Genomic DNA, 18,766 nt, shown 5'->3' with positions numbered 1-18,766 from the left:
GTTAACTTCGGCACCAAGGGTATCGAAACCCCTAACACCTAGCACTCATCGTTTACGGCGTGGACTACCAGGGTATCTAATCCTGTTTGCTCCCCACGCTTTCGCGCCTCAGCGTCAGTTACAGCCCAGAAAGTCGCCTTCGCCACTGGTGTTCCTCCACATCTCTACGCATTTCACCGCTACACGTGGAATTCCACTTTCCTCTTCTGCACTCAAGCTGCCCAGTTTCCAGTGCGACCACAGGTTGAGCCCATGGTTTAAACACCAGACTTAAACAGCCGCCTGCGCGCGCTTTACGCCCAATAATTCCGGACAACGCTTGCCCCCTACGTATTACCGCGGCTGCTGGCACGTAGTTAGCCGGGGCTTTCTTCTCAGGTACCGTCACTTCTTAAGCAGTTACTCTTAAGAACGTTCTTCCCTGGCAACAGAGCTTTACGATCCGAAAACCTTCATCACTCACGCGGCGTTGCTCCGTCAGGCTTTCGCCCATTGCGGAAGATTCCCTACTGCTGCCTCCCGTAGGAGTCTGGGCCGTGTCTCAGTCCCAGTGTGGCCGTTCACCCTCTCAGGTCGGCTACGCATCGTCGCCTTGGTGAGCCGTTACCCCACCAACTAGCTAATGCGCCGCAGGCCCATCCCCTGGTGACAGATTGCTCCGCCTTTCCGCCTTCCGGTATGCACCAGAAGGTCTTATCCGGTATTAGCTACCGTTTCCGGTAGTTATCCCAGTCCAAGGGGCAGGTTGCCTACGTGTTACTCACCCGTCCGCCGCTAAGTTGATCGAGAGCAAGCTCTCTCACAACTCCGCTCGACTTGCATGTATTAGGCACGCCGCCAGCGTTCGTCCTGAGCCAGGATCAAACTCTCCAAAAAGGTAGAGCCGATAGCTCAATCAAACAAACTGACGAGAATTTCTTCTCATTTAATACTCACTCGTTGTTCAGTTTTCAAAGATCAAACTTCTTTGCCGCCGCTCAACTTCTCATCAGCAGCAACTTTTATAATATATCATATCCGACCGTTTAATGCAAGCTCTTTTTTTAATTCTTTTTTTGAAGCAGAGCCCGTATTTCTTGGCCGGAATTAGAATATACCATGGACACGAAACTAATGCAAGCATTATTTTAAATATTGTTTCAGGACCTTTAATTACTCCTCCAGCCGAAATCCATAGCTCGTCCAGAACCGCTCTTCCAGCTCCCCATAATATTCTAAAGAGACAATCGGGCGCGCTCCACGCAAAATTTCCCGCATATAGTGTCCCGGCGGGGACATCTCGGGATTTTTGTACACAACCAGGAACGTCACCGCATCCTGCACACTTCCGTCTTCGCACTGGACACTTAGAACCGCCGGTCGATACATTCCGCTGTTCACGCCTTCCCGGAGATACAGGTACTTGTCCAGACATTCAGTCGGTATCCTGTACAGCTTGCCCTCCACTCTGCCCCCGTCCTCCACCAGATCGGCACGGCCGCCATCCTTGGCCCGGTAGGTAAACTGAAGATTGAACCCGTCCGCTACCCCGCGGCCTCTCACATCCACAAACCATTCTGCCGCTCCTGCCAGTGTGATTCTTTCCAAGTCCATGCAGCTACCATAGGCAAAATAAAGCACATGGGAATTCTGCCTTAGCAAATGCAGCTTCCAGTCTCCCTGGGCAATGACGTCATGCTCCCGCTTCATATATACATATACCCATGCTTCCCGTTGTCCGCTGTCCGTCGTCACAGCCGTTCTGATTCGCTCATATTCATTTGCCGGGTTCTCCGGGCCGTAAAAATCCTCGAGCTCATCCAGCCTTGCCAGCATCTCCGCCGATACTTCATACAGCTCGCCCGCCACAACGCCAGAGTCTTCCTGTACTACAGCCGGGTAGCCCCGCCCCGTATCCATTAACACTCCCTGGATCTGCGCCATACGCGCGATCAACCGTGCGCCGCTCATTAAATGATGATTTACCTCACCTTGCCGCAACGTACCGTATACAAAAACAAGTTCCATATCCCTATTTTCCCTTCCTGCCGAATCTATTGTTTCTTGTCTCTCTATCATACCATTTACTAGAAAAAGATTCAGAAGGACCAAAATGACCTACCCGGATCGTTTAAAGCACATGGTTTACAGGTAAACGGGTTACATTAATACCATGCATATCGCCTAAAGGAGGACAACCATGGATAGCACCCATGAATTTGTGGAAAAGCTGCACGACACTCAGAAAAAAGACGAGAAAAACAAGCACCGGGCAAAAGGCAATGAAGGCAGCAAGCTCCAGAACAAGCAGCACAGCACGAACAAATAGCATCCCGCCCATGGCTTAAGCGCCAAAATACGGCAATCACAATTGTAATGGACTTACGTAAAAAGAGGGCCCCGGGCATGGATGACCGGGGCGCTTTTGCTTCATGTATGGTAAGCCGCTTAAAATGCTCGAATGAACCCGGAGAAGGAGCGGTTACCAGGCATCATATTCTCCCGACGCAAACTCGTTCTCCGAAACAACCTTGAAACCTTCCCGCCGCAGCAAAGCGGCCGTTACACCCTCTCCGGGGATTTTATGGCCCGCAAACCGGCCGTCATAAATCATGCTGCTGCCGCAGGAAGGACTGTTTTCTTTTAGTACAATGAGTGTAGCCTGATGCTCCCGCGCGGTTTCCAGCGCTTTATAGGCCCCCGCTATGAAGAGCCCGGTAACATCCTTTCCGGACCGGTCAATGACCTTGGCTCGTCCTTTCAAAACATCTTCACCGGTTCCTCCCACAATCTCGGCCGGCTCGCGCGGCGTGGGACAACCGCCGAACACTTCGGGGCAGACAAGCACAACCTTGTTCTCACGGGCCAATTGCCTAATTTTCTCCTGCACATTATGCGAGCCGTCATACCGGCACTCGACACCGGCAAGGCAAGCACTGACGAGAATCATGGCAGTGCCCTCCTTTTTTAAGATCATATAGATAACAAAAAAGAGCACATCCCCAGCCTAACCGCAGGCCGGAGCTGCTCCTTCACTGTCGGCTCGTCCCTATTTTGGGACTGGCCAAGTTATTTTACCGAAGACCACTTGCTCTCCAGCCACTTGTCGAAGTCTTCGCCCTTCTCGCCTTCATAGGCGTCGTACACGTCGATCCGCATCTTCTTCAGCTTTTCCTTGAACTCTTCATACGTATGGTTCCGGGGAAGGCTTTTCTTGATTCGCAGCAGAATTTTGGTGATGCCTTTGAACAGCTCGGGCTTGTTCTTGGAAGGCGCCGCCACATTCTCGCCGAATGCTTTAAGCTTCAGGTAAGCCGCTTCCTGCACAGTATAGACCGGATCGCTTTCGGCCAGGCGCGTCAGAATATCAATAACCTGCCGGTGAGGGTAATTCCCCAGCTCCTCGACCGCGGACAGACGGGCTCTCCAATCTGCAGAGCGGCCTGCCTCCTTTTTCAATTCCGCGTAATTCTCAGGGAGTCCGCTATCCGCTGTTTCGGCGCTTACTTTCTCAACGTTCATTTCTTCATTACTCAAACGGCACAATTCCCTTCTGTAATCAATGTTGTGATAGGGATATTTTAGCCTAGTCGGGAGCCGGACTCAACATTGACCGTGGAAAGACATATACAGCCTGCTCTCTGGACAACAAAAAAAGGCGGCTACCCATTAAAGGAACAGCCACCCGTCCATGTATGGTCCTTCTCTTAACCGTTCAACCGCTGCCGCAACCTCTACCGCACCTCCACCTTAGCCTTCCGGTAAATCAGTGCCCCGAGGGCGAACGCCGCCGCTCCCCACAGGGTGAGGATGCCGATGCCGCTCCAGAACGCGGCGTTAAACAGGCCGGAGCCGTAAACCATGCCGTCCCGCATGCCTTCGACGAAATAGGTCAGCGGCAGCACCCGGGTGACTGGCTTCAGCCAATCGGGCAGGCTGCTGGTGGAGAAGAAGACGCCGCTGATGAACATCATCAGGAAACTGGTGATGTTCGCCACACCCATGTAGGATTCCAGGGATTTGCTGAAGGAAGAGATCAGATAACCAAGGGCGTTGAAGGCCAGAACTCCGATGAAGAAGGCGATAATCAGCACCGGCAGATTCAGATGCAGATTCGCGCCGAACCCGAAGACACCGATAACGGTCAGCAGGACAATCTGCACGAAGCTGAGCACGAAGCGGACCAGCATGCCGCCAAGGCCGTACAGCCCCATCCGCATCGGGGTCATGCGCAGCCGCTTGAGCAGGCCGGATCTGCGGATTTCAACCATGTCGACCATCCCGAACAGTCCGGCCTGGGCGATGGACAGGGAAATCAAGCCGGTCAGAAGGAAGTCCGCGCTGCTGATATCCTTGCTGCCGCTCGACACCGACGACGTCTGCAGCCGGAAAGCCGGTTCGACTCCCGCCGCCGCAAAGCTGGCTTCCTGAACATATCGGTCCAGAATGCCCCGGATCGCTTGGGTGGTGGCGTTGCTCTCATTCTCGGCATTGACGATCAGGCGGATATCGCCGCCGCTGCCGTTCTCCGGCAGAACGATGGCCGCGTCAACATCCTTGCCCTTTACCAACTTATCGGCCTGGGTGCCATCGACGGCCTCCCCCGACTTCCACTCGAAGACCGGAATCTTCCTCAGTCCGGCCTCCAGAGAATCGCTGGCCGCGGTCGATACCGGCTTAACCAGCGCCACCTTCGCTTTGAAGTCTCCGCCGTCCCCGCCTCCGCCCAAAATAACCATAAACAGCACCATGAGAATAACCGGGAAAAATAAATTCCAAAACCAGACCGCCTTCTCGCGGAACATCGTCTTCAGTTGAGCAATAAATAATTTCTTCAGCTGGGTGCCTGCGTTCATGATCAATCCCTCCATTCCTTGCCCGTGAAGGCAATAAAGACATCTTCAAGGCTCATTTCGCGAATGGACACATGCTCGACCCGATAACCCTGCTCCTTGGTGAAACCAAGCAACCCGTACAGCACCTGCTCCGGCTCCGGCGACCAGAGCGTCAGGTTCTCCCCGTCCCGCTCCATCCGTACAATTTCCGGAAGGTCCCGGAGCGCCTGCTCGGTCCGCGCTGCCGCAGCTTCACCATCAAAGAAAGACAGCCGTACTTCCCGTTCCCGCGTCAGCTTGCCGATCAGTGCCGCCGGCGTGTCGAGGCTGATCACCGTGCCCTGATCGACGATGCAGACGCGGTCGCTCAGCTTCTCCGCCTCTTCCATGTAGTGCGTCGTCAAAATTATCGTCGTCCCCATCTGCTTCAATTGAAGAATAATGTCCCAGATGTTGCGGCGCGCCTGAGGGTCGAGTCCCGTTGTCGGCTCATCGAGAAAAATCACCTGCGGGTCATTGATCATCGCAAGGCCGATGGCCAGACGCTGACGCTGGCCGCCGGACAGTGATTTGACCCGCTTGTTCCGGTGCTCGGTCAGATTGATCATTTCCAGCACCTCGGCGGTCGATTTGCGCTTCGGGTAAAAGGAAGCGAACAAGTCCAGATTTTCCTCGGCGGTGAGCAGGTCGAACAAGGCGCTCGACTGAGGCTGTACGCCGATCCGGGTCTTGATTTCGCTCTCGTTCTTGTCCCAGGACAATCCGGCAATGAAAATACTGCCGGCATCCGGCGGCTGCAAGCCTTCGATCATCTCCAGGGTTGTCGTCTTGCCCGCTCCGTTCGGCCCGATAATCGTAAAGACCTCCCCCGCTTCCACCGTGAAGCTGATGTCCTGAACAGCCTTGACCTCGCCGAAAGATTTTTTCAATTTCTTAACCTCAAGAATCGTCAAACGGTACCCCTCCCCTATCCGTTTAATACCACTTTATCTCTATTATAATCCGAAGGCCGAACCGGCCCATACCGTCCGCAAGCCGATTCGGACCTCGGTCCGGAGATGTAGGCAAAAAAATAACCCGCTCCAGCGTATGAGCCGAAAGCGGGTTATAGAACTGGAGGTTTTTAGTGAGTGAGCGGCTCATTTGCCCTCGCCGAAGGCTTTTCTCCATGTCCATAAAAAGGGCCGCAAAACGAAGTAAAGAAAGTGCAGCGGCCTCGGCAAGGGCAGCGTCTTCGCGTCCGCCGCATAAGGAAAAAGAAAACCGAGCGCGTACACCAGCTGCTGCCCCCGCGATAAAATCGCCGGCTGATAATATCGGTAATGCCGCTCTACTTCAGGCGGCAGCGGCGGATTATGCAGATTGACCATCCGCCCCACGTAGAACATGGAAAGCCGCGCCAGACGCCGGGCCTTCGGCCTTTCCATCAAACGTGAAAGGCCTGGATCAACCGGCGCTTTAAGCACTTCCGTCGCTAGTAAAAGGGCTTGGCCCCCGATATCGTCATATCCGTAGCGGTGAAGAAGCCGGGTCAATGTCCCGCCGTCCGGCCGCTGAAGTAGCAGCTGCTTGATATCCAGCAGCCATCGCAATCTGGACCAGCCGTGTCTGGCTCCGTGAGCGGCCAGGAATAGGAACAAATCCTCGGCCCCCAAATAATGAATATTACGGCCCAACGCATCGCTCGTCCTCTTTCGCTCCCACAGTTCACCGAAGCCCGGCTCTCTGGAAGGCGCCGGATTCAGCCTCCAGTGGATCTCTGCCTTAATGTTGACGTCGGGGTGATTGTACGTCCTGTGATGCTGTCTCCATTTCCAGTCTCCCAGAATCGTCTCGAATTCGATTTCCTCCACGTAGCCGAGCCGGACGAGTAGGGCTTCTGCTTCAGCCAGCTTGTCCAAAGGGACGATAAAATCGAGGTCACGGGATGTACGGAGCGAGATATCGCCGTACAAAGCCTGCGCCAGCACCGGTCCTTTCAGGAAAAGGGCCGGGATGCCCGCGTCAGCCAGCTTATCGGCCAGCCTGTCCATTTCGCCGCTGAGGTGGAGCATCCGGACGGTATTATTGCAGTACTCTTGCTTGAGCCACTGAACGAGCCCGGAAGGAATCTTCCCTTCGGCCATACGGCTGAGTTTGGGATATAGAAAAGGATACACGCGATGATGCATGGCAAGCCGCATGAACTCCTTCCAATCGATATCCGCGAACATCTCCGGCTGCCGGTCTGCCATCTCGTCAACTTTGTCCTTAGCAAGCAGAGCAAGAAGAAGCAATAGTTCCTTAGATAAAATCCCATGATCTATCACATTCCGTTCATCCATAGGGAATTCTCCTTCTGCCGCGATGTCTTTTGAAGAGAGCGTATCACCGCTGCCAGAAATATGTCAAACCCTAAGCCTCTCTTGCTTTAGCTGGCTGCTAATTATCACAAAGCTACTAATTCCGCCTGGTCTAATTCTCATGGCCCCCTTAGCGGATCGGCTGTTTAGGTGGGCCCTGTGTTTTCCTGCAAACCTGCAGGTTTTGTCGCGGATTCTACTTGGGAAGAAGGAAATAGCTGCGATCGTGCAGGCATTGGATGCATACACGCCGGAATCAGGAGAATGGCAAAGTAATACATGCATCTTTGCAGGTATTTGATTTGGCGGAGAAGCTTATGAAAAAAAAGATGTACACCTGCAGGCATTCCGCGCAACATTCCTCGCAACGGCCGCCACTTCGGCTACCTTGCCTTAAGAAGGGTACTACGTAGAAGCCAAACCAACTTCTCCTTGTCCTTGTTCTGTGCGTCCTTCAGTTAAGAAGGGGCGTATGTAAAGCAAAACAGCCGACTGTTGGCTAAGCGCCTGCAGCCGGCTGTTCAATTCAAAGAAATGTTTTACACCATGATTTTGCAAATATCGTTCGTGAACTCCACCGGATCGCCAACCGGCAGACCTTCGATCAGCAGCGCCTGGTTGTACAGCAGATTCGTGTAGAGCGCCAGCTTCTCCTTGTCCTTGCTCTGCGCATCCTTCAGCGACTTGAAGACGTCATGGTTCACGTTGATCTCCAGCACCTTCTCGGCCTGGACATCGCCGGCGTTCTGCATCGCCCGGAGCGTTTTTTCCATCTCGATCGTCAGCTCGCCTTCGGAGGACAGGCAGACCGGATGGGATTTGAGGCGTTTGGAAGCTTTGACGCTCTTAACCTTGCCGCCGAGCAGCCCTTTCATCTCCTCAAAGAGATCCTTGTTCTCGGTATCCGCGTTCTCCGCGGCTTTATCCTGCTCTTCCGTATCGATGCCAAGATCGCCGCTGGAGACGGATTTGAATTCTTTGTCCTTGTAGCTCAGAAGAACTTTGATGGCGAATTCGTCGATATCGTCGGTAAAATACAAAATTTCATAGCCCTTATCGGCTACCAACTCGGTCTGCGGCAGCTTCTCGATCCGTTCGATGGACTCGCCGGAAGCGTAGTAGATGTATTTCTGATCCTCAGGCATTCTCGACACGTATTCGTCCAAACTGACCAGTTTCTTCTCCTTGGAGGAATGGAACAGCAGCAGATCCTGAAGCGTGTCCTTATTCATGCCGTAATCGTTGTACACGCCGAATTTCAGCCCCCGGCCGAAGGCGCCGAAGAACTTCTCGTATTTCTCTCTCTCGTCCTTGAGCAGACTTAGCAGAGCGCTCTTTATCTTGTTCTTGATGTTCTTCGCGATCAGGCTGAGCTGGCGGTCATGCTGAAGCAGCTCACGGGAGATGTTCAGCGACAGGTCCTCGGAATCGACCATGCCTTTTACGAAGCTGAAATAGTCGGGCAGCAGATCGGCGCATTTGTTCATGATGAGGACGCCGTTCGAGTACAGCTCGAGGCCTTTTTCATATTCCTTCGTGTAATAGTCGAAAGGCGTATTCTCCGGAATGAACAGAATTGCGTTATACACCACCGCGCCGTCGGCGCTGATATGGATGTGCTTCAGCGGCTTGTCGAAGCCATAGCGCTTCTCCTGATAGAAGTTCTCGTAATCCTCGTCTTTCAGCTCGCTCTTGTTCTTGCGCCAGATCGGGACCATGCTGTTGACGGTCTGCTCTTCCGTAATTTCCTCGTACTCGTTCTCCGCGCCTTCCTTCGGCACACTGCGGGTAACGTCCATCTTGATCGGGTAGCGGATAAAATCGGAGTATTTCTTGATGATCGATCTCAGCCGGTACTCTTCCAAATACTCGTCATAGTTGTCTTCTTCGGTATTTTCCTTGATCTTCAAAATAATTTCGGTGCCGATGGAAGCCTTATCGGTAGGCTCGATCGTATAGCCGTCCGCACCCTCGGACTCCCATTTGAAAGCCGTGTCGCTGCCGAGCGCCCGGCTGATTACGGTAATGCTGTCGGCCACCATGAACGCGGAATAGAAACCTACCCCGAACTGGCCGATAATGTTATGTCCGTCCTTGGCTTCGTTCTCCTTCTTGAAGGCGAGCGACCCGCTCTTCGCGATTACGCCGAGATTGTTCTCCAGCTCTTCCTGCGTCATGCCGATTCCGGTATCGGAGACGATCAGCGTACGATTCTCTTTATCGGCTGTAATTCTAATGAAGTAATCCTCTTTGTTGAACGTAAGCGTATCGTCAGTCAGCGCCTTGTAATAAATTTTGTCGATGGCGTCGCTGGAGTTGGAAATAAGCTCGCGGAGAAAGATTTCGCGCTGCGAGTAAATCGAGTTGATCATCATTTCCAGCAAACGTTTGGATTCGGCTTGAAACTGCTTTTTGACCATGCCTAGTCTCCTTCCAAAATATAAATGCATATAGAAACGGTTCGTTGTAATGAAAATTTAGCACTCGAATCACCTGAGTGCTAATCCCTATTTTTATATACCACATTCAAATAATGAGGTCAATATCCCAAAGTCGAATCTAAAAATACCCCTGTGGACAGTTGACTTTAATATAGCTGAATGTTAACTTATAATTAGCTTTATGTTCTTTATAAAGAACATAACCGAGCATGATACTTCTTTATGTTTGCCTTCCAAATCCCCGGTTAAGGAGTGGTTGATCCATGATCAAACAAACCAAGATTTTATCGATAGATACCGTCCTTGTTCAATGCGAGGGCAATATTGTCAGCGATATGGATGGCGAAAAAGTGATGCTCAGCGTACAACAGGGAAAGTATTATAACCTCGGACAGGTTGGCGGCGATATCTGGAGCATTATCAGCACTCCGCGGTCTGTTCAGGAGATTATCATAGCACTTCAGCAAATCTATGAAATTGACGCCGACATTTGCGAACAGGACGTCATTCCTTTTTTACAGCATCTGTTGACAGAAGATTTGATTCGCGTGGCGGATGCCGGATGAAGCTGGCCAGAAAGCTCCGGTTGCTGCTTGGCTTGGACAAGACTGCCCTCTTGTCTTATTTGGAAGCCTTTTTACTGCTCGGCTGGGCCCGTACCCTCCTCTTTCGCAAGTTCTCTAAAGTGGCGCCGTCACTTGGCGAAAGAGGGCAAGAGACGGGCCGGGAGAGCGATTCGGCGCTTACTCCCTCCATGTGGCGGGTGGCCCACTCCATTCAGACCGTCAGCCAATACACTCCATGGGACAGCAAATGCCTGGTAAGGGCCATCGCCGGCATGAAAATGCTGGAAAGAAGGGGCATCGGGAGCACCCTATATTTAGGAACGGCCAAAGACGAGGACGGAAAACTGATCGCTCACGCCTGGCTTCGCAGCGGTTCCCACTATATTTCCGGGGCGGAAGTCATGGATCGATTTGTGGTAGTCGACAAATTCGCCAAATCTGCGGGTACCAGATCAATTACGGAGGTCAGCCATGATTGGTAAACGAATACAGCAGCTTCGCAAAAAGAAGAATTATTCCCTTACGGAATTGTCCGAAAGAGCCGGAGTCGCCAAATCTTATTTGAGCTCGATCGAACGCGGAATCCAGAAGAACCCCTCCATTCAGTTTCTGGAAAAAGTCGGCTCCGTTCTGGGCATCACCGTGGAAGAATTCCTGCATTCGGACCCGAAGAAGGAAGACGCCGAGCAGACTGATCTGGAGTGGAACGAGTTAATTAAGGAAGCGATGCACTCCGGCATCAGCAAAAGGGAGTTCCGCGACTTTCTGGAATACAACAAATGGAGGATGGAACGCCGTTAACCCCCGCCCAATACCGCACACTAATACCGCACAAAAAAAGCCATCTCTCCGGCAATTTGCCTTTGAGACGGCCCGTTTTAATTCGCTTTTTCCAGCTCGCTCTCCGTATAGCCTCCCGGATTCACTGACTGCCACCGCCACGTATCTTCGCACATCTCCTCTAACCCGCGCACAGCCTTCCAATGCAATTCTTCATTCGCTCTGGACGTATCCGCGTAGCAGACGGCGATATCGCCCGCTCTTCGCTCGGTAACCCGGTAAGGTATGGCCTTGCCCGACACCTTCTCGAAGGCCTTCACCATCTCCAGTACGCTTGAGCCCAGGCCCGTTCCCAAGTTGTATACCTCGACATCAGCGCGCTCCATAACCCGCTCTAGCGCCTTCAAATGGCCCTGCGCCAGATCCACGACATGAATATAGTCTCTTACGCCCGTGCCGTCGGCAGTAGGATAATCATTCCCGTACACGCTGAGCATGGCCAGTTTGCCAACGGCCACCTGGGAAATATAAGGCAGCAGATTGTTCGGAATGCCGTTCGGGTCCTCGCCGATCCGCCCGCTCTTGTGCGCTCCTATCGGGTTAAAGTAACGCAGAATCGAAATTCCCCAGCGGGGATTGGACACCGCGACATCACGCAGAATATGCTCGATCATTTCTTTGGTCCGTCCGTAAGGATTAGTTGCGCCTACAGGAGAGTCTTCCGTAATGGGCACCGACTCCGGAGCGCCGTATACGGTTGCCGAGGAGCTGAATACGATCCGGAACACTTCATATTTTTGCATCGTCTTGCACAGCATCAAGGTACTCAGCAGATTCGTATGATAGTACCTGAGCGGATCTTCCATCGACTCCCCTACCGCCTTAAGCCCTGCAAAATGAATGACCGCTTCGATCGGGTGCCGAGCGAACACGTCCTCCAGCCCTTCACTGTCCAATAAGTCGAGCTCATAAAAAGGGAACGTGCGGCCCGTGATCTCCGTGATCCGACGGATCGCCTCGGGATGGCTGTTGGCAAAATTATCGACTATAACAATCTCGTATCCCGCTTCGAGCAGTTCCACCGCAGTATGGCTGCCGATATAGCCGGCGCCTCCGGTAATTAGTATGGCCATGCCATCATCCTCCGTTCTTCAAATGGGGCTTGAACTTTAAGGTGACTTTGCCGAACATAACCTTGGTAATGCCCTGAAGGTACTTAAATTCTTCCCTCCGATGAAAGACCGCGAAGTAGATCAGGTTGACGGTTGCAAACGCGACAATTCCTTTGACAATCAGCTGCGGGAAATTTCCCGCGTGGATAAAACCGCTTGTATAGTACGCCGCAAAAAAAGCGCTTATCCCAATCAAAGAGTAAGTGACGAATTTCAGGTAATAATCGGCGACGGGCAAATGGAACACTTTTTTGTAGACCAGATAGGGTGTTGTCCAGAATGGCATGGCCAGCGCGCCGAACAGAGAGCCGATGAAAACTCCTTCAATGCCGATCTGCCGTACCAGAAAAATGGAAACCCCTAGTCCGAGGACGGCCTGGGCCAGCGGAACGAAGCGGTCTTCATGAAAAATGCCGGCCGTCGTCTTCACCGTGCTGATCGGATTGCGCATTCCCCGTTCGTAGAACAGCAGCAGCAGGACAAGGAGTACCCCACCGGTCATCAGGAACTTTCCGCCGATCCAGAGCCCGATAAACGGCTCAATCAGGAGATACAGCAGGATCGCGAGCAGAGAGTACAGCCAGAAGCTGAGCAGCAGCATCACTTTATAGACACTGTATATTTTCTCCTCACTTTCGCTGGAGACGAGATTCCCGACACTGTGGTACAAATTGCTGAACACCTGGTTGATAAAGGTTCTGGCGATATCGATCAGCATTTTATAGTTGGAATACAGGCCTACGGCCGCGACGCTGACAAAGGTGGAAATCAGAATATTTTCCGTCCCGAGCACCAGATAGCTGCCGATATTTTGGATGACGATCGCTTTGACATTTTTGATGATTCCGCCTTTGGTTCCCGCATCCAGCTTGCCTGCTGCTTTTTGCCTGAGATACGGATATTTCCGGTTGGCGGTCATGGTCAGATATACCGACGTAACGATAGTTAGAATGCTGTCGATGATCAGGAACAGGATGTAATTCGCCGTAAAGTACAGGATGCCGATTTTGAGACTAGTTGAAAGAATAGAGGATGCGGAGTACGCCACAGTGACGATATAGCTCTTCTGATTCACATTCAGGAATGAATTTTTGTAGGAGAAAAGATAAGGCGTCACCGTATTAAGCAGGAAGATCAGATAGATCAGATACAGATGCGGGATGTCCGTGTTCTTGACGATCTCATCCAGAAAAGGGAGCAGGGACAGGCCCAGCACCGTGACCACCAGAGCGATAACGAGATAGGCGCTGCGGTACAGCCGCATCAGCTTGTTAATCTGCACGTGATCATTTTCCGCAATCGGCTTATAGAGACTGTACATGATGCTTGTGCCGATCCCCGCCTCCGCCAGCGTCAGCATCGCGAGAATATTCGTGAACAGTCCATTCACGCCCAGATACTCGATGCCGAGGCTGTTAATGAAGACGGTTCGGGATACAAAGCTCAGCAGGGTCATCACCAGCTGGTTGCCGATGCCTGCCGTTATGTTGATGATGGAGTTTTTTACTCTCATGGCTATCCCCTATATCCTTTTCAGTGTGCTTAAATAAGCTAGGGCCGCTGGAGCATAAGCTTCCTCAGCCTCACCAGACAGGTGGCGGCAAGTAAAGTCAAAGGGTGAATTTCCAGGTAACGGGCCGCCTTCCTCAGACCGGTCCTTGCTCCCACGAAATCGTAGTACAGGTTGTAGTTGGAGAGCCTTCCTCTTAAATCGTAGTTATAGTGCTTAATCTGCTGTTTGATATAAAGAGCCGTCCCTTTTGGATTTTCCGAAAATATCCGTTTCATGTTGCGGGTGAGTCCATCCTCCAGATAGTCGCAGATATAAATGGTGTGATTAAACCACCTCAGCTTCAGCCCGTCGTAGGCCATGCGGTCCCACACTGTGGATTCCGTCAAAAATTTCTCGCCCTCGATTTCGTCGAACCGGTAATTTCTAAGGATTTTCGTGTAAAAAACCTCGGCCTTGTCGCCGGTAATGCCAAGCCGGGTTCTTTCAAGCGACGTGGCGTCCACATATTCGCCCTCGAACGTGGTCCCGATCACATGCTGGCTATCGGCTCCCCGGTTTCCGGCGACGCCGCAAAAACGGCTGTTGCCTTGCAGCCCCTCCTCCCATTTCGCGATGCTCTCCAGCGCATCCGGCGTCAGGCGGTCATCCGAATCGACGATAAAGAACAGCTCGCCTCTCGCCAGATTCACTCCCTTGTTGATCGCCCGGTGCTTGCCCCCGTTCTCCACTCTGAAATAGCGGATCGAGAATGGGTTCTGCTCTCGCTCCCAGGCTTTGAACAGTTCAGGCGTCCGGTCGCTTGAGCCGTCGTCGATGACCAGCCATTCGAAATCGGCAAAGGTCTGGGCCTGCAGCGACCGATACAGCTCGGGAAGGATGTACCCCCGGTTATAGGCCGGGGTGAAGACGGTTATTTTCATCTCGGCTCCCCCTTCTCATGGAACGTGTTCAGGTACCGGTTGACCGCGCGGATGGCATAGCCTTGGGTAAAGGGAAGGACATCGAACAGGGTTGAGTAGACGCCGATATCTTTCGTGTCGCCCTGCGAGAAATCGACGGCACCGCTGCGCCTCGTAACCCCCATCAGGTACCGCATGGCGGCTTCGGCCGATAAACGGCACTCCACCGAAATGCGGCCGATGGCCGAAGCGCCCTGCAGAAACCAGGCCAGGGTAGCCACCGCCGAGGAGTCCGGCCTGCATTCGCCCCGGGTGACCGTCCATCGCCAGCTGCCGTCCGGCTGCTGGAAGCGCATCACCGCCTCGGCGTACCTCTCCACGCTGCGCTCCAGAACCGGCTTATGCCGGTGATCCGGGGGAAGCTGGCTCCAGGCGTCGATCAGCCCGATGGCGAACCAGCCTAGCCCTCTGCCCCAGCCGTACAGCCCAAGCGGGACATGGTTCTCCACGTTGTAAGCGTGCACGGGGATATGATGGGGCTCCAGCATGCCGTGCTGCTCGTATTCAGTGATCTGCTTCACCGCCAGATCGACGCACTCGGGCCGGCCGTACTTGAGTCCGTAGGCCACGAGGAAAGGACAGATGAATCCGACCGTGTCCACGTAGCGGTACCCTTTTACCGACTGGCGGTAGCTTACGGTTCCGTCCGTCCCCAGGTGCTCCCGGATCAACTCCCAGACGGCGTGCATGGCCGGCTCAACCCGGTCTGATCCGATAAAATCAAGGCTGAGGATCGCGTAGGCCAGAATGGCGGTGTCGACATGCTTCGGCTGTTCCTTCCAGCGGCCGCCGCCGTCCAGCTTCGAGTCCAGAAAACTCTGAATGCTCTGCCTTACGGCGGGATCGTCGTTTTGCCGCAAATATTCGCCCAGGCCGAGCAGCAGGGCGGCCTCCTGCCAGTGCTGGATCGCGCTCTTCGTGTAATTCCCCCGGAGCATATCCAGCGCGATGAGCCGGGTATTATCGGTGACTTTCACCGCGGGCATTCGGCTCAGCCACTTAAGGCCTCTCGCGGTCAGAGCGCGGCTCCAGACTCGCCTGTCATCGTAGCGGCCGATATGTATCCGGCCAAACCAGCTTTTCCAGACCGGGATAAGATCAATGGCAGCGGCGATTATAGCAGCGGCAGCAATCAAATAGAGAAGAATCTGTATGACCATCTCGGGCAAATCCTTTCGGGCTTCGTAGTTTTAAGCTCACTTCACATAGCCGACAGAGCCATTTATCAATTGATCCGACATTTGCCTGCACATGTCCGGCGAAATCCGGCGGCCGATCGTCCAGTTCTCGTCGTACAGATCCGAATGCCCCATTTTCTCCTGATGCTTTTGAATATACGCCTCGGTTGTGGACAGCACTCTTGCCTGATTGCCGGCGACGACCATCCCCTCGGGCACGGACTTGGTAACAATGCTGCCTGCGGCCACAATCGCGTTCTTCCCCACAGTGACGCCCGGCATGATCAAGGCCCTCGCTCCGATAAAGGCCCCGTCTTCGATGACAATCTTCGCTATCTTCGTATAATCCAGATGCCGCTTGGTGCTTGCGTCGTGAGCCAATAAATACACCTGCGGAGCGAAGGTGACATTGTCGCCGATTTCAATCAGCCAGCAGTGCGCATAGTCGATGGTTGCGGCACCTAATCCGTGGCAATTACGTCCGACCTTCATTCCTTGGCGGATGCACGCCTCGATGTTCAATTGCTCCGTGCTGATTCTTCCCAGCCTTAGCGCGATGGCTTTCTTTACTCTCTCGAACATGGGCTCACCCTTTCACGAGATCAATTCGTACAGCTTATTCACTTCGGCTTCCGTCCCCAGCTTCTCCCGGGCGAGACGCTCTGCCCAGCGGGCCCTCAGCTGTTCGTCCTCGATGACTTTGCGTATGCCTTCGGCAAGCTCCTCTGGATTCATCCCGGCGATCCAGCCGTTAAGCCGATGCTCAATCTGCTCTTTGGCCGTGCTGAAATTGGTGACGATGATCGGTTTGCCCATGATTTTGGCTTCATCGACGGCAATCGATTTCCCCTCGAACCGCGAGGGCTGGACGTAAATGTCCGCCGATTTCAAATAAGGATAGGGATTATCGACCGTTCCCAGCAGCTTGAAGTATTCTTCCAGACCGTACTCCCGGATCAGCCGGGTACAGTCCCGGACTTCCGAATCGGTCCCGTAACCGAGAACATTCCAGCGAACCGGATACCCTTGCTCCACCAGAATCCGGCAGGCTTCGATCGCCAGGTCGATTCCCTTCACCGGACTGAGCCTCGCCACGGTCGTAATATTCATGCAGCCCTTGCCGGAAGCGGGCGGCTTCGGCATCTCCAGCTCGGACATCCGCCGGATAATGGATGGCGATACGATATTATGAATCACTTTGATCTTGCCGGTCTGAGCCTTAAACGCCTTGTGCAGCGCGCTGGCGCATTCGTCGGAGACGGTAACGATATAATCCAGCCGGTCAAAAAAAGGCCTGTCGATCGCCGCATCCATCCGCAGGCTGGCGTAATTGGTATGAATCCAGCCGATCTTGACCTTCGCATCCACCTTGTCGATGATGCAGTAGATCGGATTCTTCTCCAGAAAGCCGATGGCCGCATCGTACTTGCCGTTAATCCGGGGAATCGAAGCGGATACGTATTTCCACGCCCGCTGCTCCGAACGGGCTGCGTTCTTCTCCGTTACGAAGATGAACTGCGCGAACAACCGGGCCAGGGCGATCTTGAGCTTGCCTTTGCGGAGGCAGTCGGCGAATGCCGTTTTGATCGACATATTAAAATAAAGATTATCCGGGGGCGCCTGCAGCAAATTAACGAAACTCGGAATCTGGGACATGAACAAGCCCTCATGCCTGAACAGAAACAGGTCGACCTCATAGCGGGAATAATCCAGGGTCTGCAGCAGGGAAATCAGGGACTTCTCCGCGCCGCCGCAGTGCAGATTATTCATCACGAACAGCAGCCTCTTCTTCATTGCGCCTCACCCACAAGCCTGTAAAGTTTATCGATCTCTTCCTCCGTGCCCAGCTTCTCCAGGGAAAGATTGCGGGACAACCGGGCTCTGAGCTCCCGGTCCTCGATCAGCCGCTCGATTCCCCGGGCAATATCCTCCGGATTCATGGAAGCGATCAGTCCGTTATGCTCATGTCTGATCTGATCCTTGGCGGTGCTGAAATTGGTGACGAGAATCGGTTTGTTCAGAATTTTCGCCTCATCAATGGCAATGGATTTGCCCTCGAACCGCGAGGTCTGCACATAGAAATCGGCATGCTTGATGTAGGAGTACGGATTAGTCATCAGCCCCAGCAGCTTGAAATGGTTCTCCAGGCCGTTCTCCCGGATCAGCCGGGTCAGCCGGGCCTTCTCCTCCCCGCTTCCAATGACATTCCAGCAGATATCGTATCCTTTGGTTACGAGGAGCTTGCACGCTTCAATCGCTAATTCGAAGCCCTTCTGGGGATGCAGACGGCCGATGGACAGAATGACGATTTCATTACCGGAGCGGCCGTAGACGTCTACTTTGGCCTGATCGGCCATCTGCCGGATGATTCTCGGAGAGATAATGTTGTAGATCAGCTCGATTTTGTGCCGCTGCTCCGGGAACCGTCTGGCGAGAATGTCGACGCATTCCTCCGACACCGTGACAATATGGTCCAGCCGCTGAAAATAGCCTTTGTCAAACTCCGGGTCCATGCCCAGCTTGTCGTAATCGATATGAACCCAGCCGATCTTTTTGACCGCGTTCACTTTATCGACGCAGAAGTAAGTTGACGTCTTCTCAAGGAAGCCGATGGCCACATCGTACTGTTTTTCAAGCGGTTCCACCGATCTGGAAATATACTTCCAGCTGTACTGCTCGGTAACGGCCCGGCTCTGCGAGACGGCGTTCTTGAACGCAAACATCGTCCGGCTGTAGGCCAGAGGCAGCTTATGCCGGAGCACCAGCTCCTTGACGGAACGGGCCAGCGGCAGATGAAACAGCCTGAAGCTCTCGGGAAGCGGCAGCACATTGACCTCTTTGGGCAGGAACTCCATAAAAATCCCTTCGTGATTGAACAGAAATAAATCGACGGCGTATTGCCCGAAATCAATCTGGGAGAGCAAATTGACCAGGCTCTTTTCCCCTCCCCCGGCGGACAGACCGGGCATGACGAACAGCAGGTTCTTTTTCATAACGGGCC

General features: G+C 53.4%; 18 protein-coding genes and 1 rRNA gene (1 of these 19 running past the window's edge). 4 read left to right on the top strand and 15 right to left on the bottom strand.

Annotated features, from left to right (window positions below; genetic code table 11):
* A 16S ribosomal RNA gene (locus tag PSAB_RS04365) occupies positions 1–876 on the bottom strand; it reaches 679 nt to the left of the window's first position.
* A 276-nt stretch (positions 877–1,152) separates the two neighbouring features.
* A complete protein-coding gene (locus PSAB_RS04360; RefSeq protein WP_025333375.1) occupies positions 1,153–2,007 on the bottom strand; it encodes a gamma-glutamylcyclotransferase family protein in 855 nt (284 codons plus the stop codon).
* Positions 2,008–2,179: 172 nt separating this feature from the next.
* Between PSAB_RS04360 and PSAB_RS24950 the strand changes: the two genes are divergently transcribed.
* Positions 2,180–2,308 carry a DUF4023 domain-containing protein gene (locus tag PSAB_RS24950; protein ID WP_038595543.1) on the top strand — a complete coding sequence of 43 codons (129 nt, stop codon included), beginning with the start codon at positions 2,180–2,182 and terminating at the stop codon, positions 2,306–2,308.
* Between the two features lie 153 nt (positions 2,309–2,461).
* On the opposite strand, the gene PSAB_RS04350 is transcribed toward PSAB_RS24950, so the two are convergent.
* From PSAB_RS04350 to htpG, 6 genes are all read right to left on the bottom strand, one after another.
* Positions 2,462–2,929 (bottom strand): 2-thiouracil desulfurase family protein, encoded by a 468-nt coding sequence (locus PSAB_RS04350; protein WP_025333374.1) that lies wholly within the window; start codon positions 2,927–2,929, stop codon positions 2,462–2,464.
* A gap of 119 nt (positions 2,930–3,048) precedes the next feature.
* Positions 3,049–3,501 (bottom strand): HEAT repeat domain-containing protein, encoded by a 453-nt coding sequence (locus PSAB_RS04345; protein ID WP_025333373.1) that lies wholly within the window; start codon positions 3,499–3,501, stop codon positions 3,049–3,051.
* A 212-nt stretch (positions 3,502–3,713) separates the two neighbouring features.
* Positions 3,714–4,835, bottom strand: coding sequence for an ABC transporter permease (locus PSAB_RS04340; RefSeq protein WP_025333372.1), 1,122 nt, complete (start codon positions 4,833–4,835; stop codon positions 3,714–3,716).
* A gap of 2 nt (positions 4,836–4,837) precedes the next feature.
* The gene (locus PSAB_RS04335; RefSeq protein WP_025333371.1) at positions 4,838–5,767 is read right to left on the bottom strand and encodes an ABC transporter ATP-binding protein; all 930 of its coding nucleotides are present in this window, start codon (positions 5,765–5,767) and stop codon (positions 4,838–4,840) included.
* 186 nt (positions 5,768–5,953) lie between these two features.
* Positions 5,954–7,138, bottom strand: a complete 1,185-nt coding sequence (locus tag PSAB_RS04330) for a nucleotidyltransferase domain-containing protein (protein WP_025333370.1) — start codon at positions 7,136–7,138, stop codon at positions 5,954–5,956.
* Positions 7,139–7,695: 557 nt separating this feature from the next.
* Positions 7,696–9,576, bottom strand: a complete 1,881-nt coding sequence (gene htpG / locus PSAB_RS04325; protein WP_025333369.1) for a molecular chaperone HtpG — start codon at positions 9,574–9,576, stop codon at positions 7,696–7,698.
* Between the two features lie 284 nt (positions 9,577–9,860).
* Between htpG and PSAB_RS04320 the strand changes: the two genes are divergently transcribed.
* Genes PSAB_RS04320 through PSAB_RS04310 form a run of 3 tightly spaced genes read left to right on the top strand, consistent with a single transcriptional unit; the run spans position 9,861 to position 10,964 of the window.
* Positions 9,861–10,163, top strand: coding sequence for a lasso peptide biosynthesis PqqD family chaperone (locus PSAB_RS04320; protein WP_025333368.1), 303 nt, complete (start codon positions 9,861–9,863; stop codon positions 10,161–10,163).
* Entirely contained in the window at positions 10,160–10,645 is a 486-nt protein-coding gene (locus PSAB_RS04315; protein WP_025333367.1) for a lasso peptide biosynthesis B2 protein, read from the top strand. The genes PSAB_RS04320 and PSAB_RS04315 overlap by 4 nt, the downstream gene beginning before the upstream one ends.
* The gene (locus PSAB_RS04310) at positions 10,635–10,964 is read left to right on the top strand and encodes a helix-turn-helix domain-containing protein (RefSeq protein ID WP_025333366.1); all 330 of its coding nucleotides are present in this window, start codon (positions 10,635–10,637) and stop codon (positions 10,962–10,964) included. Before PSAB_RS04315 ends, PSAB_RS04310 begins: the two co-directional genes overlap by 11 nt.
* Positions 10,965–11,041: 77 nt before the next feature.
* Here PSAB_RS04310 and galE read toward each other — a convergent pair whose 3' ends face one another.
* From galE to PSAB_RS04275, 7 genes are read right to left on the bottom strand one after another with little or no spacing between them, the layout of a single operon-like run.
* On the bottom strand, positions 11,042–12,076 hold the full coding sequence (gene galE, locus PSAB_RS04305) for a UDP-glucose 4-epimerase GalE (RefSeq protein ID WP_025333365.1): 1,035 nt from the start codon (positions 12,074–12,076) through the stop codon (positions 11,042–11,044).
* A gap of 4 nt (positions 12,077–12,080) precedes the next feature.
* Entirely contained in the window at positions 12,081–13,628 is a 1,548-nt protein-coding gene (locus PSAB_RS04300; protein ID WP_025333364.1) for a lipopolysaccharide biosynthesis protein, read from the bottom strand.
* Positions 13,629–13,666: 38 nt separating this feature from the next.
* Positions 13,667–14,548: a glycosyltransferase family 2 protein gene (locus tag PSAB_RS04295; RefSeq protein ID WP_025333363.1), complete on the bottom strand. Its 882-nt coding sequence runs from the start codon at positions 14,546–14,548 to the stop codon at positions 13,667–13,669.
* Positions 14,545–15,747, bottom strand: a complete 1,203-nt coding sequence (locus tag PSAB_RS04290) for a glycoside hydrolase family 88 protein (protein WP_025333362.1) — start codon at positions 15,745–15,747, stop codon at positions 14,545–14,547. The genes PSAB_RS04295 and PSAB_RS04290 overlap by 4 nt, the downstream gene beginning before the upstream one ends.
* 36 nt (positions 15,748–15,783) lie before the next feature.
* A complete protein-coding gene (locus PSAB_RS04285; protein ID WP_025333361.1) occupies positions 15,784–16,347 on the bottom strand; it encodes an acyltransferase in 564 nt (187 codons plus the stop codon).
* 12 nt (positions 16,348–16,359) lie between these two features.
* A complete protein-coding gene (locus tag PSAB_RS04280; protein WP_025333360.1) occupies positions 16,360–17,559 on the bottom strand; it encodes a glycosyltransferase in 1,200 nt (399 codons plus the stop codon).
* Complete coding sequence (locus tag PSAB_RS04275) at positions 17,556–18,758, bottom strand: glycosyltransferase (protein WP_025333359.1); 1,203 nt, start codon at positions 18,756–18,758, stop codon at positions 17,556–17,558. Before PSAB_RS04275 ends, PSAB_RS04280 begins: the two co-directional genes overlap by 4 nt.
* Positions 18,759–18,766 lie beyond the last annotated feature (8 nt).

The organism is Paenibacillus sabinae T27 (genome assembly GCF_000612505.1).
GTDB classification, from domain to species: domain Bacteria; phylum Bacillota; class Bacilli; order Paenibacillales; family Paenibacillaceae; genus Paenibacillus_AQ; species Paenibacillus_AQ sabinae.
The sequence above is the reverse complement of the archived record's forward strand: the minus strand, read 5'-3'. Positions and strand labels throughout refer to the sequence as shown.

Coding starts and splice junctions, on each gene's coding strand:
- PSAB_RS04295 (WP_025333363.1), bottom strand. CDS start 14,548: ATGAAAATAACCGTCTTCACCCCGGCCTATAACCGGGGGTACATCCTT.
- htpG (WP_025333369.1), bottom strand. CDS start 9,576: ATGGTCAAAAAGCAGTTTCAAGCCGAATCCAAACGTTTGCTGGAAATG.
- PSAB_RS04360 (WP_025333375.1), bottom strand. CDS start 2,007: ATGGAACTTGTTTTTGTATACGGTACGTTGCGGCAAGGTGAGGTAAAT.
- PSAB_RS04285 (WP_025333361.1), bottom strand. CDS start 16,347: ATGTTCGAGAGAGTAAAGAAAGCCATCGCGCTAAGGCTGGGAAGAATC.
- PSAB_RS04275 (WP_025333359.1), bottom strand. CDS start 18,758: ATGAAAAAGAACCTGCTGTTCGTCATGCCCGGTCTGTCCGCCGGGGGA.
- PSAB_RS04310 (WP_025333366.1), top strand. CDS start 10,635: ATGATTGGTAAACGAATACAGCAGCTTCGCAAAAAGAAGAATTATTCC.
- PSAB_RS04300 (WP_025333364.1), bottom strand. CDS start 13,628: ATGAGAGTAAAAAACTCCATCATCAACATAACGGCAGGCATCGGCAAC.
- PSAB_RS04290 (WP_025333362.1), bottom strand. CDS start 15,747: ATGGTCATACAGATTCTTCTCTATTTGATTGCTGCCGCTGCTATAATC.
- galE (WP_025333365.1), bottom strand. CDS start 12,076: ATGGCCATACTAATTACCGGAGGCGCCGGCTATATCGGCAGCCATACT.
- PSAB_RS04350 (WP_025333374.1), bottom strand. CDS start 2,929: ATGATTCTCGTCAGTGCTTGCCTTGCCGGTGTCGAGTGCCGGTATGAC.
- PSAB_RS04330 (WP_025333370.1), bottom strand. CDS start 7,138: ATGGATGAACGGAATGTGATAGATCATGGGATTTTATCTAAGGAACTA.
- PSAB_RS04320 (WP_025333368.1), top strand. CDS start 9,861: ATGATCAAACAAACCAAGATTTTATCGATAGATACCGTCCTTGTTCAA.
- PSAB_RS04340 (WP_025333372.1), bottom strand. CDS start 4,835: ATGAACGCAGGCACCCAGCTGAAGAAATTATTTATTGCTCAACTGAAG.
- PSAB_RS04280 (WP_025333360.1), bottom strand. CDS start 17,559: ATGAAGAAGAGGCTGCTGTTCGTGATGAATAATCTGCACTGCGGCGGC.
- PSAB_RS04315 (WP_025333367.1), top strand. CDS start 10,160: ATGAAGCTGGCCAGAAAGCTCCGGTTGCTGCTTGGCTTGGACAAGACT.
- PSAB_RS04345 (WP_025333373.1), bottom strand. CDS start 3,501: ATGAACGTTGAGAAAGTAAGCGCCGAAACAGCGGATAGCGGACTCCCT.
- PSAB_RS24950 (WP_038595543.1), top strand. CDS start 2,180: ATGGATAGCACCCATGAATTTGTGGAAAAGCTGCACGACACTCAGAAA.